The following is a 13,734-nucleotide window of genomic DNA, read 5'->3' as shown; positions in this document are numbered from 1 at the left end:
GGAATGCCTATTCAATCACTAACAAAATGGCTGGCCCTGTTTGGGCTGGCCTTTTTTATCTCAGCTTGCGGTCCAAGTCATACGCCACCTGAAGCGGTGCGTTTGGCTGGCAGTACCATGGGCACCTTTTACCACATCACTTTGGTCGTGGATAACCCGCTCCAGGATACCGCTGCGTTACAGAAGCAGATCGATCAGCGCCTTGAGTTAGTTAACGATCAGATGTCGACCTATCGGCAAGACTCTGAGCTGAGTCGATTCAATCAGTACCGGGGACTCCAGCCATTCACTGTATCTGCAGCCACAAGCGAGGTGGTGAAGGAAGCATTGCGCCTTGGTGAACAGACCAAGGGAGCGCTAGACGTCACCATTGGTCCGTTGGTCAATCTGTGGGGGTTTGGCCCCCAGGCCAGACCCGAAGAGACGCCAACTGCTGCTGAAATCGCAGAGGCGAAAGCGCGAATGGGTTATCAGCAGTTAACCGTGACCGCAGCACTCTCACTGCAAAAATCGGCAGTGGATCTCTATGTTGATCTATCCGCTATCGCTAAAGGCTATGGTGTGGATAGCGTTGCTGACCTGCTTGATAGCTTGGGTTATAGAAACTACTTGGTTGAGGTGGGTGGCGAGTTACGTACCCGTGGCCATAATCTGCAAGGTAACAAGTGGCGTATTGCCGTTGAAAAGCCTGATACCCAGTCACGTATGGTACAACGTATCATCGAGCCGGGTGATAATGCGGTTGCTACGTCTGGTGACTATCGAAACTATTTTGAAGACGGTGGTATCCGTTATTCTCATACCATCGATCCCGAAACTGGCCACCCGATTAATCATCGTTTGGTCTCGGCGACAGTGATCGCTTCAAGTTGTATGACCGCAGATGGGTTGGCTACGGCTTTGATGGTGATGGGGCCAGAAAAAGGTCGTTTGTTTGCCGAGCAGCATCAGTTACCCGTATTGATGATCGTAAAGACGGATGATGGCTTTGTGGAGTACACTAGCCCAAATTTTGAGCAGTACTTGGCGTCCCAAGGATCTTAGTATTATGACTGTGTTTTTACTTACCTTTGGCTTGTTATTAACCGTTGTTGCAGCAATGGCCATTGGTTACCTATTGCAACGTAAGAAGATCGCTGGCAGTTGTGGTGGTATCGCAGCTTTGGGGATGGATAAAGTCTGTGATTGCCCTGAGCCCTGTGAGAAGCGCAGGAAGCGGGAAGCGAAAGAGGAACGACGTCGCGAAATGCTCGAGAAGCACCGGATTATCTAATAGCGATTAATAGCTGTTCGATTAAAGCACCTGCGGGTGCTTTTTTATTTTTAATAGTTTTTATATTGCGCACTGGAGTAAACCTAGACTAACCATTATACTGTTTTTATATACAGTGCTCAGTGTTTAAATGAGATGGCGAAGTCAACACTGCAAAGAAAGATCATTCATATCGATATGGATTGTTTTTATGCCGCCGTTGAGATGCGAGATAATCCGCAATGGCGAGATAAGCCGATAGCGGTTGGTGGTCAATCTGATCGCCGAGGGGTGATCGCCACTTGTAACTATAGCGCCCGTCGCTTTGGTGTGCGCTCTGCGATGGCCACGGCGACGGCATTACGTCAGTGTCCTAATCTGATTCTGGTAAAGCCTCGTTTTGATGCCTATAAGTCGGTTTCCCGGCATATCCAGAGTATCTTTCAACGTTATACCAACCTTATCGAGCCTTTATCTCTGGATGAGGCTTATTTAGATGTGACTCATTGCCAAGCACACCATGGCAGTGCGACGCTGATTGCTGAAGCTATCCGCACTGAGATCGTCAATGAAACGGGGTTAACAGCCTCGGCCGGAGTTGCTCCTAATAAATTTATTGCCAAAATAGCCAGCGACGAGAACAAGCCCAATGGCATCTGTATTGTTCCACCTGATGGGGTGGAGGCGTTTGTTGCAGCGTTGCCGTTGCGCAAGATCCCTGGAGTCGGGCCGGTAACCGAGCAACGGTTGGCAGATATGGGGTTGAGAACCACGGCGGATTGTCGAGAAAAAAGCGTGGATGAAATAGTGCAGCTAGTCGGTCGATTTGGCGAAGCTTTATGGCAAAGAAGCTTTGGTATAGATAACCGTCCGGTGGATGGAACTCATGTGCGTCGCTCAGTCGGTGTCGAAACAACATTGAGTAAAGATATATCTACTTTTCAACAGTGTCAGGAGGTTGCAGCTAATCTGCTACCTGAACTGCTACAACGCTTAGATAAACATGATCCCAAACGCCAGATCCATAAACAGGGTGTGAAGCTAAAGTTTGATGACTTTCAACAAACCACGGTTGAACAAACCACGTCGCAAGTGAGACAGAGCTTGTATCTTGATCTACTGAAGAAGGCTTATGCACGGGCTGAAGGCAGAGGGATCCGTTTAGTGGGGCTCAATATTGGTTTACCGGAAGTGAAAGAAGGTGCCAAACAGTTACAGTTTGAGTGGTGATGCCGGTGGCTTTGTATGCCTTAACTATTAATAGGGCTGGGAATAATCCAAGCCCTATTTGTGTGCCTTAGGGAGCAGAGGTTAGGCCGCAGGGATCGCTGCGAGTACACCTTTGAGCAGTGTCCAATAGTCATCAACACTGGCTATTTCTACTTTCTCATCTGGCGAGTGAGGGAAGCGAATAGTTGGTCCAATGGATACCATATCCCAATCAGGGTAAGCCGCTTTAAACAGGCCGCATTCGAGACCTGCGTGGATCACCATAATGTTTGGCAGTTTGCCAAATAGCGCTTGGTAGGTTTCACGTACCGTGGTCATGGCAATAGAGTTGGTATCCGGCTCCCATCCAGGGTAAGCACCATCAAAACTAACGCTGGCACCGCTGAGTTCGGCGATTGCTGCGTGTTGCTCAGCAATTTGCTGGCGGCCAGTATCGTTAAGCGAACGTATTAGGCATTGCACAGAGACCGTATCTGCCTCTGTCCGAACAACGCCTAGGTTGGTTGAGGTTTCTACCACGCCTTCAATGCTATCACTCATACGAACCACGCCATGGGGCAGCGCGCAAAGTAAATTTATCAGTTGTTGGCTACTGGTCTGAGACAGTGGCACAGTGTCGCTGCTCACCCGGCTGACGGCGAGGCTCATGGTCGGCTCTTTTACTGATAACAGCTGTTGATGCTGACTGAAAAAAGCCTCTGCTTTAACTTGTATCTCATCCTGCTCTGTAGCGAACACCCACAGTTCACAATCTGCTTCACGGGCGATGGCGTTGCGCAGGCTACCACCGCTAAAGTTGCTCACCTGCAGCGTGTGCTGTTGGCCTATATGTCGAAGCAGTTGTGCCATTAGTTGGTTTGCTGTACCGCGACCAAGGTGGATATCACAACCTGAGTGGCCGCCTTTGAGCCCTCGCAGCTCAAACTTCATTGCTGCCATCTGGCCTGATGCAACTTCCCGCTCTATCGGTAAATTGAAGTTGGCATCAACACCGCCAGCGCAGCCCATATAGACTTCACCGTTTTGCTCTGAATCGGTGTTGATCAGGATTTTGCCGTTAAACCAGCCTGGTTGCAGGTTAAAGGCGCCCGTCATGCCGGCTTCTTCATCAATCGTTAGCAGCACTTCGAGTGGGCCATGGGGAACATCGTCACTGTCCAGTATGGCCAGGGCAGAAGCCATACCTATGCCATTGTCCGCACCTAACGTGGTGCCATCGGCAGTGACCCATTCGCCATCAATGTAAGGGCGGATCGGATCCGTGACAAAGTCATGGGTACTGTCACTATTTTTTTGTGGCACCATATCCAGGTGAGCCTGCATCACCACGCCTGCTCGATTTTCCATGCCTGCTGTGGCGGGTTTAGATATCTTTAAGTTGCCTGTGGCATCTTCATCTACTGCCAAGCCTTTCTCTCTTGCCCAATGCTGGATCCAGAGTGACAATTGTTGTTCATGTTTTGATGGGTGGGGAATAGCGCAAATCTGTGAGAAAAAATGCCAAACAGGCCCGGCATTGCTGGTTTCTAATTGTTTCACTGGAGGCTCCTAACTGGCTCTCTGTGTGCCATTTAGATCGATTCTACGTAACCCTTGATCATTGAACCAGAGGGATGAGCCATCTCTGTGGTTAAGAGGGTGTTTACTTTGGTGAACACCCATCGCTTGTTGGCTTACTTTGCTAGTGTTTATTTGGGTCTGCGTGGGTGGCTTTTGGTTGGCTATGCTTTGTTTTATCGTTAAGCAAAAGGGAGCATCTTTTGGCCTTTGTTGACACATGTCAAGCGTGCCTATTGAAGCTCACGGCTAGATCGCGATAATGGCGCACCATCAGCGATGTGTTTTATTACGCTCGCGAAACATTCGATCCTCATCTATATCTAAATCTACACGTTTGGATCGCACATATTAAAACGAATAACAAACCTGACAGCCTCCGGTTGCCGGGATTTTTTTATAACTTAAAGACAGAACAGGAAGCAGACGATGCTGGAGAAGTTGTTCCAACTTAAGGCCCACAAGACCAGTGTGAAAACTGAGGTGGTTGCCGGAATTACGACGTTCCTGACAATGGCATACATTGTTTTTGTGAACCCTAATATTTTGGAACTGGCTGGCATGGACAAGGGAGCGGTGTTTGTTGCTACCTGTCTCGCCGCTGCCATTGGTTGTTTCATCATGGGCTTGTTGGCTAATTATCCTATCGCACAGGCGCCTGGCATGGGGTTGAATGCCTTTTTCACGTTTACCGTTGTGATGGGTATGGGTAAAAGCTGGGAAGTCGCATTGGGTGCGGTATTCCTGTCTGGTGTTCTTTTTGTCCTGCTTAGCTTATTTAAGATACGCGAGTGGATAATCAACTCCATTCCGCAGGTGTTAAGGGTCGGCATTGGTGCCGGTATTGGTTTGTTTCTGGGCCTTATCGCACTCAAAAACGCGGGGATTATTGTTGATCACGGTGCCACGTTAGTAACCCTTGGTGACGTCAAAACACCTGGAGTGATCCTTGCTACGCTTGGCTTCTTCCTCATCGTTGCCCTAGAGTATCGTAAGGTAAAAGGCGGTGTCATGATCGCGATCCTTGCTATCACTGCGATCTCATTCCTGTTTGATGACAAGCAGGTTTATCATGGTCTTGTTTCTATGCCGCCTTCTATTGCGCCGACGTTTGCTCAGCTCGATATAGCGGGGGCGTTTGATGTTGCTATGATCAGTGTGATTTTCGCCTTTTTGTTTGTTGATCTATTTGATACCGCTGGCACCCTCACAGCCGTTGCTCAGCGCGGTAACTTAACTGATGAGAAAGGCAACCTTCCGCGTTTAAGTAAAGCGCTGCTGGCCGACTCCTCAGCGACAGTTGCCGGTGCTGTTCTGGGTACTTCAAGTACGACAAGCTATATTGAAAGTGGTGCGGGTGTAGAAGAGGGTGGTCGGACAGGACTGACAGCCGTAGTGGTTGGTATCTTGTTTTTGCTGGCGCTGTTTTTCGCACCGTTGGCTGGCATGGTGCCCGCGTACGCGACCGCCGCTGCACTATTTTACGTTTCAGTACTGATGCTTTCTGGCTTAGCTAATGTGAAGTGGGATGACCTGACTGAGTCAGCGCCTGCTGCAGTGGTAGCCGTGTTGATGCCTCTTACTTTTTCTATTGCGAATGGTATTGCCTTGGGCTTTATCAGCTACGCAGTTATTAAGGTACTTAGTGGCCGTCATAAAGAGGTCAATGTTGCTATCTGGGTATTGGCTATTTTGTCAGTGATTAAGCTGGCTTTCGTCCCTCACTAATAGAACACTGCGATCAAGAGGACGCTATGAGTTTTAAAACCAACAAAGAATTTTTTGTCTCATGGGAAGAGTTTCATCGTGCCACCAGAGAATTGGCGTTGCGTCAGCTGCCTGCTGACCAATGGAAAGGCATTATCGCAGTGACGCGTGGTGGCCTGGTTCCTGCGGGGATTTTGGCGCGAGAGTTGAATATTCGCTATATCGACACCGTTTGTATCTCCAGTTATGACCATGACTCGCAGCGTGAACTAAAAGTGCTGAAGGGTGCAGAGACCTCTGACGGTGAAGGTTTCTTAGTGGTTGATGATTTGGTTGATACTGGCGAAACCGCGAAAGCGATCCGCGAAATGTTCCCTAAAGCCAAATTTGTGACTGTATATGCTAAGCCTCAGGGCAGCCCTTTAGTGGATGAGTATGTTGCCGATGTGGAGCAAGATACTTGGATCCAGTTCCCTTGGGATATGCAGCTAAATTACATTGCACCAATTGCGGAATCGGAAGCGTAGCCTATTCAGGAGCAAAAGTTATGACGTCGATGATGGATATGAAGGAAGACAATGTTGCCGCAAGAGTGGGTGTGCAACGGAGTAGGGTAGCTGAAACATCGACGGTCAGCGGTGCGCGTGATAAAAGTTGGATCCCACCAGAGGGGTTACATTGGTACCGTGAGCATAGGTTCCTGCGTTGGATCATGGCTGGGGCAGACCCGATTGTGGTTCAGGAAGTGCTGGCGAAAATTGCGGCGTCGGATAACCCCCGTAGTTTTGATGCTTTGCTCGACACCGTTGAAGGGTTTCGTCCCGGAAACTGGGTGTTTGAATGGAGCCAGGAAGCCGCACGTTGTCAGGCGCTGGCCAAAGAGGTCGTAGCTAGCGATCATTTTGCTGCCCGTGACCACCTGTTGCGCGCTTCGCTCTATTACACCATTGCTAGTTACCCTCATCTGCGAGGTGATCAGCTAGCCCAAGAAGCCCGTGTCCGATCTAACCATGCGTACCGTGAAGCGGGGCGCTGGTTTCCTTGTCCCTTGCGGGTGCTAGAGGTGCCTTACAAGGGCCAGAAGATTATCGCCAGTCTTCACCTTCCGCATGACGACTTTCCACCGCCAGTGGTGATTGTGTGTGGTGGTGGCGATGTGTTGCAGAACGGTTTTTTTCATCTTTTCGACGATGTCTTACGCCCCGCCGGTTTTGCTATGTTGACGGTGGATATGCCTGGAGTTGGTTACAGTGAACGCTGGCCAATTAACGAGGATATCTCGCGTTTACATCAAGCCGTCCTTGAGTTTTTGCCATCATGCCCTTGGGTTGATGATAAGAAAGTCGCGATGATCGGTTTGCGAATGGGCGGGAACATTGCTACACGCCTTGCTTATCTTAAGCCTGATTTACTTAAGGCCGTGGTGAACATTGGCGGCCCGCTGCACGAGTTATTTGTCAATGGGCGGATGACGTCAATGTTGTCGCCGATGCTCAAGGATCAGATAGCCTCCCGCCTCTACACTGATGTAAAAGAGATAAGTAACTTTGCTGTAAAAGCGCAAACATTCTCTTTGGTGCGTCAGGGGCTTCTATCACGAAAGTGCAGAGTGCCGATGTTAGCTGTGGGTATGGAAGCGGACGAGCAGTTTCCTGAGGATGATATCAAACGCATGCTTAACGCAAGCCGCGAAAACAAACGCCTAATGGTCGATAGAGCGGATATTATTCACAGCATGGAGCAAGCGTTTACCCAGAGTGTCGCTTGGCTTAAACCTTATTTGACGTAACGCTGACCTGGTTACCGCCCTTGCTTTTCGCTTGTACCAAAGCGTGATTGGCTTGGGCGAGCAGTAGTTCAATGGTGCAATTCCCTTCCGGCAGCATTGGCAGGCAACCTATACTAATCGATAACATTTTATGCTCGGAATCGGCGTGAGGAATGTTTAACTCACTTATTGCTTGCAGCAATTTATCACCAACTACTTTAGCGCCAGCACCATCAGTGTCCGTGAGGATGATGGCAAATGTGGCGCCGCTGAGTCGAGCAACCAGATCTGTGGCTCGATGAAGATTGCCTTCCAATGTTTTAGCCACCTCTTTAAGAGCGGAGTCCCCGAGAGCAACCCCATATCGTTCGTTGAAACTCTTAAACATATCCAGATCGCATAGGCCGAAGCAGAGGTAATTGGAAAGCTGCTTAGCGCGTGACCACTCTTGTTCGAGAAACTCTTCCAACCTTTGCCTATTGGCCAGCCCGGTTAGTGTGTCAGTTTTGCTCAATAACTCGACTTGGTGTGAAAGCTTCAACAGGCGATTATCTTGCTGTTGGATATGGCGCATTAACAAGTTACATTCGCGGGTCAGACCATCGCCTACGGTGATAGTAATTGGGTGGTGGTAGTCACTTTCGATATTTCTTTGTTGTAGTGCTTTTTTTAGTTGTAGTTGAGGCTGGATGAACTGTTTTAGGATGAGCGTGGCAGAGATCACCAAAGCCACGAGCCAGCCTATCAACAGACAGATTTGTGCTTTGGTTAACCCGCTAAAGGGTAGCGTTGTTGGTGCGCTGACCTCCCACAGCATCAAGGGGGTATCACTGCTGTCGGCGATGACCCAACGTAATTTGTCGGACATTCGTACTGGAGAGCGTTCGCTGTAAGGTATCAATGATGCGGCAGCACGTCGCAGAGAGCCAGGGGTGCTGTTGTCATGCAACCAAATAGCATTCAGCGGTAGAGACCAGTGTGTTTGCCAAGTGTTTATTCTGGCGGCTGTCCAAAGCTGTATCGCGACCACTTGTTGTGATAACTCATTTCTTGCTTTTACAACTAGGGCGGCTCCCGATGGTGTATTCAACCAAACAGGATGTTCTGAGCTGCTATCGAAGGGTTGGTTGAGGATCTGACTGAGCAGGAGAGTAAGCCTTTCTGGGGCTATCTGTTGATTGGAAATAGGCTCTTTACCTGCAGTAAGTAAAAGCTGTTGTGTGCTGTCCAGCAGCCATGCTGCATCGAATGTTTTATCATGCCAGCCTTGGTTTATTTGGCGTTGAAAGAAATTGTTATCAAGCTGAGCGGCGTTTTGCTTAAGCTGAAAGGAAGTGGCTTTAAGCGCTAACTGGTAGCGCTCTATGGTTGCGCGATCTAAGGTATCTTGTGTCGCTATTTCGGTGGGCTGCAACCAGAAGTAGCGGCTCGCCAATAAGGTTATTAAGCCAACGGCAAATGCTAAAACGAAAATTCCCAACAGCCTTGTGGTGAGCCTGCTCATTCATTGGATCCTATAAAACCATCATGCTAAATATAGCCTGATATTGGTTTTCTTAAACTAAAACCTGTTGTTAGATCCGAGCGTTAGCAATATCACTGACTATTTTGGCCATTTATCCATGTTTATCGGGAAAAGCCGTCTGTTTCTGGCTCTTTTTAAATTGGGCTGCAACTCGCCCGATAACTCAGCAATTTTATGTCGTAGTGCGGATTGGCAGTTGTTAGCCTGAAGTGGTTGCTGATGCTCTGAAGAGCAATATTTTTTCTCGCCGGCGTTCGCCTATTGCATGCCCCCCTTTAGTCGCAGTATCCTGCACAACTTCCTTATTGGTAAAGTAACCTTTACAGCGAGTAACAGGATTAGATGGGCGAATTAGCATCAAAATACCCAACCATTGTTGTCAAGCTGGGCACCAGTGTGCTTACCGGCGGCAGTCAGTTGCTCGATAAGGCGCATATGGTTGAGTTAACGCGCCAAATAGCTGCTTTGCATAAAGCGGGTTGTGAAGTGGTGTTGGTATCGTCTGGCGCAATTGCTGCAGGCCGTGAACACCTCAACTTCCCCACCATAGCCGATAATGTGGCGTCGAAGCAGATGCTGGCTGCGGTTGGACAGAGCCAGTTGATACTTACTTGGGAGTCTTTGTTCAACTTATATGGCCTGCACGTGGGGCAAATGTTGCTAACCCGTGCTGATTTAGAAGATCGTGAGCGCTACCTGAATGCACAGGACACGCTGAAAACGTTATTGAAGCATCGCATTGTTCCGGTGATTAACGAAAATGACGCGGTGGCGACAGCAGAGATAAAAGTAGGCGACAATGATAATTTATCGGCGTTGGCTGCGATCTTGGCGGATGCCGATCTGCTGCTGCTGTTAACTGATCAACCCGGGTTGTTTACTGCCGATCCTAGGAGTAACCCTGACGCTAAGTTAATTCGGGAAGTCGAGACTATCGACGAAACGCTACGGAGTATTGCAGGCGACAGTGTGAGTGGCCTGGGTACGGGGGGCATGGCAACCAAGCTACAGGCGGCTGATGTAGCAAGGCGCGCGGGGATTGATGTCATTATTGCTGCTGGACACCACCCTGATGTCATTACCGGAGCCTGTGGTGGTGAGTCGGTGGGAACCCGTTTTGTGGCACATCCAGCCCCGTTGGATGCTCGGAAGCAGTGGCTATTTGCCGGACCAAAGCAGAGCGGCTCTATTCATATCGATGCCGGTGCGGTGAAAGCGATATGTAATCAGGGCTCTAGTCTGCTGCCCGCGGGGATCGTCGCTCTTGAAGGGAGTTTTTCCCGCGGTGCCCTGGTCGCTTTGTGCGATGAAAAGGGGTGCGAAGTGGCACGTGGGATCAGCCGTTACGGCATGGAAGAGTTAAAGCAGATCATGGGTTGCCATTCAGAACAGATCAGTGAACGTTTACAAATACATTTTGGCCCGGTTGTTGTTCATCGTGACGACCTGGTTTTGATTTAAGCGCAGAGGATGCAGATGAGCGTATTGCAAACCCTTGGTCAACAGGCCAAGCAAGCCAGTTATGAACTGGCAACCGCCTCAACTCGGGCGAAAAACAAAGCGTTGATGGCGATCGCCGATGGTTTGGTGACACATCAGACCGAGATCTTGACCGCTAATAACAAAGATATTGAAGCGGGGCGTGCTAATGGCTTGACCGAGGCGTTGCTCGACCGTTTGTTGTTAGATGAGTCTCGTCTATCCGCGATCGCTGCCGATGTTCGCAGTGTCGCCGAACTCGCTGACCCCGTGGGTGAAGTGATCGAAGGTCGCTTGCTGGAGAATGGCCTGCGGTTAAGCCGCCGCCGCATCCCTGTCGGTGTCATGGGAGTGATCTACGAAGCGCGCCCTAATGTGACTATTGATGTCGCAGCCTTGGCGTTGAAAACTGGCAACGCTGCGATCTTGCGAGGGGGAAAAGAGACTGTTCACTCAAACATGGTATTAACTCGTGTTGTGCAACAGGCATTGGCTGCCGCTGAGTTACCTATGCAGGCGGTGCAGTATATTGAAAACCCCGATCGTGCTTTGGTTGCTGAGCTGCTGCGCTTGGACAATTATGTAGATATGATCATTCCTCGCGGTGGTGCAGGTCTGCATAAGCTCTGTAAAGAGCAGAGCACTATTCCTGTGATCACCGGTGGTATTGGTATCTGCCACCTATATGCCGATGCATCGGCCGATTTGGAAAAAGTGGTTGATGTCGTTGAGAACGCCAAAGTTCAGCGACCAAGTGTGTGTAATGCCCTCGATACGTTACTGGTACATGAAGCGGCGGCTGCGGAGTTGCTGCCTGCACTGGCCGAGCGTTTGGCACAGTCAGGCGTTGAGCTTCGTGCTTGCGAACAGAGTTTGCCTTTGTTGGCTGGCAGCAGCGCAAATGTGCATGCTGCAGGAGCTGAAGACTTTGATCAGGAATGGTTGGCATTAATCTTAGGGATTAAGGTTGTTGCAGATCTAGAAGCGGCGCTGATGCATATTCGCGAGCACAGCAGTGAACATTCTGATGGCATTCTAACCAACGATATGGCGAACGCGACAGCCTTTGTTAATGGCGTGACGTCGGCAGCCGTTTACGTGAATGCTTCAACACGTTTTACTGATGGTAGCCAGTTTGGCTTAGGTGCTGAAGTAGCGGTTAGTACTCAGAAACTGCATGCCAGAGGTCCAATGGGTTTGGTTGAGCTTACCACCTATAAGTGGGTGATCGAGGGCGACTATACCGTTCGCTCGTAACAGGTATCTGTTATCGTGAATAAGGCAGCGTGAGCTGCCTTTTTTATTGTGCGCTCTATTGGCTTTGCACCATCCCAGCGAGGCGGTGCCAATAGCCATTACACTCATCAGTAGATAAGGGTGAATGAATGGGGGCGGTTAGCTGCTGTTTGAATGCCGAGACCAAAGGTGCAATATCCATCTGTTGCGGGCTGATGCGGGCGATGTCAACTTTCCCCACCATGTTTGGTATTTCGTTGAATAGGTTGTAACTGAGCCCTGATTGGGTTTCCAAGCCATTAAGGGTAAACAGACGTTCACCTTCCTGGCTATGGACTGCACGTCCTTGGGGATAGTTCAGGCAGCATTTTTGACATTTATCTTTGGGACGATCTTCAGAGCGTGCAGTAAAGCAGCGTGCAGAATAGGCTAGGGGAAGGTGGCCATGACTCTGGACTTCTACTTCAAACTGCTGCCTGATACCGGCGTCTTCCGCTTGTTCTAGCAAGGTGTATAGCCAGTCTGATGATAGCTCTACTGGCATCACCCAGCGGCTCATGCCCATGGCTAACAATCGCTGCAGGGCACTGAGGTTGTAACAATTGATCTGGCTGCCCACCACGAATGGAAGTTTGCGCTCGCTCATCTGTTGTACTGCGGCAATATCATTGGCCTCTACCAATAGCTCACCGTTATCGCAGTAGCGTTGCAGCTCTTTCAGTTCCGATTCTGCGGATATCAGTGCCAGTGTCGATAGTACTATCTGCTTGTTGCTGTTATTGGCCAACTCTTTTGCGAGTGAGAACCATTGTTCGCTGTTTAACTCTCGGCGTTTACTGCATACCACCTCACCGAGGTAGACAATATCTGCCTCGCTTGCTATCGCTTGCTGATAGAAGGCTTCTATTTCTGTTTTAGGCCAATAATAACGGACTGGGCCAAGTGAAATCTGCATTGTTCTGTTCCTGTTACTGCCAGGCTTTGTGATAAGGACCCAGGGTGGTTTGATAGCCTTCGGACAACTGGCTAAGTTCGGCCATGCCCTTTGGATCGGGTTGATAGGCTTTGCCAACACGCTTCGCTTGGTCTATCGCCTCGCGCCATACTTGCGTTACCTTTGCCACATAGGCAGGGCTGCGTTGTCGCCCCTCTATTTTTACCGCGGCAATGCCTGATTGCAGTAAGTCTGGTAATAGCTCTAAGGTATTGAGACTTGTGGGCTCTTCCAACACATGATAACGCTGACCATCGACATCAAACCGGCCCTTGCAAAGTGTTGGGTAGCCGGCATTTTCATCTTGACCAAAACGGTCTATCAGTACTTTATTCAGTCGTACGTCTAATTGATCGTCTCTTGATTCCCAGCGAACGAACTTAGCGGGAGAGCAGGCGCCTGCGGTATTTGGGCTCTCTCCTGTCATATAAGAGCTTAAATAGCAGCGTCCTTCAGACATGATGCAGAGACTACCAAAAGCGAAAACTTCCAGTTCTACATCGGTGGCCTGAGCCAACTGTTTTACCTGTTTAATAGACAGGACTCGGGGTAATACGACCCGTTGCACACCAAATTGCTGTTGATACATGCGTATCGCATCGGCGCTCGTGGCTGATGCTTGCACTGACAGATGAAGCTCTGCATCTGGGTATCGATTAGCGGCATAGTCAAGCACACCGATGTCGGCAAGAATAAGGGCGTCAATACCGCTGGCTACGGCCGCATCTACAGCATACTGCCAGCGTTTTTCAGCGCCTGGGTGGGCGAAGGTGTTGATAGCGATCTGAACTCTCTTGCCCCGTTGATGAGCATAGGCGATACCTTGTTCGAGTCGCTTTTCATTAAAGTTCAGACCCGCAAAATGACGCGCGTTGGTGTCATCTTTTAACCCTAAATAGACGGCGTCAGCACCATGGTCAATGGCGGTCTTCAACGCTGGCAAGGTGCCAGCTGGGCACAATAACTCCATGTTTTTGTCTCTATCG

General features: G+C 49.7%; 12 protein-coding genes. 8 read left to right on the top strand and 4 right to left on the bottom strand.

Features of this window, described 5'->3' with window-relative positions; translation table 11 throughout:
* Positions 1-3 precede the first annotated feature (3 nt).
* The 3 genes from DU002_RS12250 to dinB all read left to right on the top strand — a co-directional run bounded on the left by DU002_RS12250 (position 4) and on the right by dinB (position 2,482).
* Positions 4-1,044, top strand: coding sequence for an FAD:protein FMN transferase (locus DU002_RS12250; protein ID WP_114338686.1), 1,041 nt, complete (start codon positions 4-6; stop codon positions 1,042-1,044).
* Between the two features lie 4 nt (positions 1,045-1,048).
* Positions 1,049-1,273 carry a (Na+)-NQR maturation NqrM gene (nqrM, locus tag DU002_RS12245; RefSeq protein WP_114338685.1) on the top strand — a complete coding sequence of 75 codons (225 nt, stop codon included), beginning with the start codon at positions 1,049-1,051 and terminating at the stop codon, positions 1,271-1,273.
* A 135-nt stretch (positions 1,274-1,408) separates the two neighbouring features.
* On the top strand, positions 1,409-2,482 hold the full coding sequence (dinB, locus tag DU002_RS12240; protein WP_114338684.1) for a DNA polymerase IV: 1,074 nt from the start codon (positions 1,409-1,411) through the stop codon (positions 2,480-2,482).
* An 81-nt stretch (positions 2,483-2,563) separates the two neighbouring features.
* Here the strand turns inward: dinB and DU002_RS12235 are convergent, their stop codons facing one another.
* On the bottom strand, positions 2,564-4,021 hold the full coding sequence (locus DU002_RS12235) for an aminoacyl-histidine dipeptidase (protein WP_114338683.1): 1,458 nt from the start codon (positions 4,019-4,021) through the stop codon (positions 2,564-2,566).
* Between the two features lie 447 nt (positions 4,022-4,468).
* Between DU002_RS12235 and DU002_RS12230 the strand changes: the two genes are divergently transcribed.
* From DU002_RS12230 to DU002_RS12220, 3 genes are read left to right on the top strand one after another with little or no spacing between them, the layout of a single operon-like run.
* On the top strand, positions 4,469-5,767 hold the full coding sequence (locus DU002_RS12230) for an NCS2 family permease (protein WP_114338682.1): 1,299 nt from the start codon (positions 4,469-4,471) through the stop codon (positions 5,765-5,767).
* 26 nt (positions 5,768-5,793) lie between these two features.
* Positions 5,794-6,273: a xanthine phosphoribosyltransferase gene (gene gpt / locus DU002_RS12225; protein ID WP_114338681.1), complete on the top strand. Its 480-nt coding sequence runs from the start codon at positions 5,794-5,796 to the stop codon at positions 6,271-6,273.
* 20 nt (positions 6,274-6,293) lie between these two features.
* Positions 6,294-7,535, top strand: a complete 1,242-nt coding sequence (locus DU002_RS12220) for an alpha/beta fold hydrolase (protein ID WP_114338680.1) — start codon at positions 6,294-6,296, stop codon at positions 7,533-7,535.
* Here DU002_RS12220 and DU002_RS12215 read toward each other — a convergent pair.
* Complete coding sequence (locus tag DU002_RS12215) at positions 7,516-9,018, bottom strand: GGDEF domain-containing protein (protein ID WP_114338679.1); 1,503 nt, start codon at positions 9,016-9,018, stop codon at positions 7,516-7,518. The two genes, DU002_RS12220 and DU002_RS12215, sit on opposite strands and share 20 nt — an antisense overlap.
* 363 nt (positions 9,019-9,381) lie before the next feature.
* Here DU002_RS12215 and proB point away from each other — a divergent pair, with 363 nt between their 5' ends.
* Together proB and DU002_RS12205 are read left to right on the top strand one after the other, a co-directional pair.
* Positions 9,382-10,500 carry a glutamate 5-kinase gene (gene proB / locus DU002_RS12210; protein WP_114338678.1) on the top strand — a complete coding sequence of 373 codons (1,119 nt, stop codon included), beginning with the start codon at positions 9,382-9,384 and terminating at the stop codon, positions 10,498-10,500.
* A 9-nt stretch (positions 10,501-10,509) separates the two neighbouring features.
* Complete coding sequence (locus DU002_RS12205; protein WP_407642943.1) at positions 10,510-11,775, top strand: glutamate-5-semialdehyde dehydrogenase; 1,266 nt, start codon at positions 10,510-10,512, stop codon at positions 11,773-11,775.
* 55 nt (positions 11,776-11,830) lie between these two features.
* Here DU002_RS12205 and DU002_RS12200 read toward each other — a convergent pair whose 3' ends face one another.
* Both DU002_RS12200 and ubiU read right to left on the bottom strand, forming a co-directional pair.
* Positions 11,831-12,709: a U32 family peptidase gene (locus DU002_RS12200; protein ID WP_114338677.1), complete on the bottom strand. Its 879-nt coding sequence runs from the start codon at positions 12,707-12,709 to the stop codon at positions 11,831-11,833.
* A 13-nt stretch (positions 12,710-12,722) separates the two neighbouring features.
* Complete coding sequence (gene ubiU, locus DU002_RS12195; protein WP_114338676.1) at positions 12,723-13,718, bottom strand: ubiquinone anaerobic biosynthesis protein UbiU; 996 nt, start codon at positions 13,716-13,718, stop codon at positions 12,723-12,725.
* Between the last annotated feature and the right edge of the window lie 16 nt (positions 13,719-13,734).

Origin of the sequence: Corallincola holothuriorum, assembly GCF_003336225.1 — a bacterium.
Taxonomy (GTDB): domain Bacteria; phylum Pseudomonadota; class Gammaproteobacteria; order Enterobacterales; family Neiellaceae; genus Corallincola; species Corallincola holothuriorum.
This window is presented reverse-complemented; position numbering and strand designations above follow the sequence as displayed.

Bases quoted from the DNA above. Each gene is read 5' to 3' on its own strand.
- DU002_RS12250 (WP_114338686.1), top strand. From the start codon at position 4: ATGCCTATTCAATCACTAACAAAATGGCTGGCCCTGTTTGGGCTGGCC.
- nqrM (WP_114338685.1), top strand. From the start codon at position 1,049: ATGACTGTGTTTTTACTTACCTTTGGCTTGTTATTAACCGTTGTTGCA.
- dinB (WP_114338684.1), top strand. From the start codon at position 1,409: ATGGCGAAGTCAACACTGCAAAGAAAGATCATTCATATCGATATGGAT.
- DU002_RS12230 (WP_114338682.1), top strand. From the start codon at position 4,469: ATGCTGGAGAAGTTGTTCCAACTTAAGGCCCACAAGACCAGTGTGAAA.
- gpt (WP_114338681.1), top strand. From the start codon at position 5,794: ATGAGTTTTAAAACCAACAAAGAATTTTTTGTCTCATGGGAAGAGTTT.
- DU002_RS12220 (WP_114338680.1), top strand. From the start codon at position 6,294: ATGACGTCGATGATGGATATGAAGGAAGACAATGTTGCCGCAAGAGTG.
- DU002_RS12215 (WP_114338679.1), bottom strand. From the start codon at position 9,018: ATGAGCAGGCTCACCACAAGGCTGTTGGGAATTTTCGTTTTAGCATTT.
- proB (WP_114338678.1), top strand. From the start codon at position 9,382: ATGGGCGAATTAGCATCAAAATACCCAACCATTGTTGTCAAGCTGGGC.
- DU002_RS12205 (WP_407642943.1), top strand. From the start codon at position 10,510: ATGCAGATGAGCGTATTGCAAACCCTTGGTCAACAGGCCAAGCAAGCC.
- DU002_RS12200 (WP_114338677.1), bottom strand. From the start codon at position 12,709: ATGCAGATTTCACTTGGCCCAGTCCGTTATTATTGGCCTAAAACAGAA.
- ubiU (WP_114338676.1), bottom strand. From the start codon at position 13,718: ATGGAGTTATTGTGCCCAGCTGGCACCTTGCCAGCGTTGAAGACCGCC.